The organism is Metasolibacillus sp., assembly GCF_025291715.1.
GTDB lineage: Bacteria > Bacillota > Bacilli > Bacillales_A > Planococcaceae > Metasolibacillus > Metasolibacillus louembei.
Map to the genome: position 1 here is coordinate 1 of NZ_JAMBIZ010000062.1, position 1,736 is coordinate 1,736.

At 29.7% G+C, this 1,736-nt stretch carries 1 protein-coding gene and 1 CRISPR repeat array; the gene reads right to left on the reverse strand.

Annotation, left to right across the window (positions count from 1 at the left end):
* Positions 1–115: 115 nt before the first annotated feature.
* Positions 116–1,254: direct repeats of the CRISPR family, unit length 29 nt; unit sequence CTTTAAAAACCACTTAGTTCTTATAAAAT.
* Positions 1,255–1,431: 177 nt separating this feature from the next.
* Positions 1,432–1,695 (reverse strand): CRISPR-associated endonuclease Cas2, encoded by a 264-nt coding sequence (gene cas2, locus M3Z76_RS19585; RefSeq protein ID WP_293929775.1) that lies wholly within the window; start codon positions 1,693–1,695, stop codon positions 1,432–1,434.
* Between the last annotated feature and the right edge of the window lie 41 nt (positions 1,696–1,736).

Genomic DNA, 1,736 nt, shown 5'->3' on the forward strand with positions numbered 1-1,736 from the left:
CATTTCGGACACGTCCTCTCATATAAGTTATTTTACTAACTTAGTAGAGTTATGTCCACGACTCTATATTACATCCATCTCCCGAACCACTAGACATAGTTATATAATCACCATTCTTTAAAAACCACTTAGTTCTTATAAAATATGAAAAATTCACACGCTTTTTAGATGGCATGTTTACTTTAAAAACCACTTAGTTCTTATAAAATTAAACGCATTTTCTGAACGCTAGGATTATCGTACTCCTTTAAAAACCACTTAGTTCTTATAAAATGCTTTTAAGTTATGCTTAAATTCGTTTTGCCCTTTCTTTAAAAACCACTTAGTTCTTATAAAATCATACGTAGCTCAACTGGTAGAGCAATAGAAAATAACTTTAAAAACCACTTAGTTCTTATAAAATATTGTTGCCAATGCAGAATCTTCTCGTGGACTACGTCTTTAAAAACCACTTAGTTCTTATAAAATCCTTTGCTACTTCCTCAACTTCTTCCTTGTCCTCTACCTTTAAAAACCACTTAGTTCTTATAAAATGTGGTAACGCTATGGATTCGATTGGTGGTTATACCTTTAAAAACCACTTAGTTCTTATAAAATGTAAAAATTTCAACGTTTATATAAAAAATAAAAATTCACTTTAAAAACCACTTAGTTCTTATAAAATTTTTCAAATGGTTAGGGCAGCTGTTATCGAGACTTTTTCCTTTAAAAACCACTTAGTTCTTATAAAATAATCATCGTAAATGGAGATGCGAGTTTTAACAAAACTTTAAAAACCACTTAGTTCTTATAAAATGCAATGCAGCCAATGCCCAAAATTTCATGTCTAAATTCTTTAAAAACCACTTAGTTCTTATAAAATACGGAGCTTACTTTTTGTCAAAAATCTATGAATTTGCTTTAAAAACCACTTAGTTCTTATAAAATTAGATATAGATTCTTTTTATTTGAAAGCATGGAGCGACTTTAAAAACCACTTAGTTCTTATAAAATTTTTCCCAGGTGTAGGAACTGCTATTGGTGGATTGATCTTTAAAAACCACTTAGTTCTTATAAAATTATTACGTAGCGAGTGAGGCAAAGCGTCGTATACGAGCTTTAAAAACCACTTAGTTCTTATAAAATAAGTTTCACTGTTGTTTACACTACTTTGATTCGCCTTTAAAAACCACTTAGTTCTTATAAAATGAGCAGCAAGCCCCAGCCATAATTGAGCGAAAGTTAACTTTAAAAACCACTTAGTTCTTATAAAATACCTGATACAAACCCTGTCAAATCAAGGTTTACATCATTCATTTTGCAGTAAACCCTTAATGTTGTAAACTATATTTTTTAACTTACTGCCATAACTCTTGATATAATAGCTTTTATAAGCAATTAGCTTTTCTTTTCCATAATGCACCAATGCGAAATATATTTAATTATATCTCATTAAAAAAATAAATCCATGCTTCCTTTGTCTGTTCCATATGAAGATTTTTTCATATGTTTGGGATTCTCCACAACATAATAGTAAATACTATCTTCGTCGGGATCAATAATTGTTTCAATAGCTTGTTTGCATTTTAAAAATTGTGTTTTCGTAATTTCTCCTTCAAATACAGAATTTTGTGTCCATGTTAAATATTCCTTTAGCTTTTTGCATAATTTATTCACTCGTTTAGTATTGACATCATAGGTAATAATCACAAACATACAATCACCACCATGCTTGTAATGGTTTGTATTCTGTATCT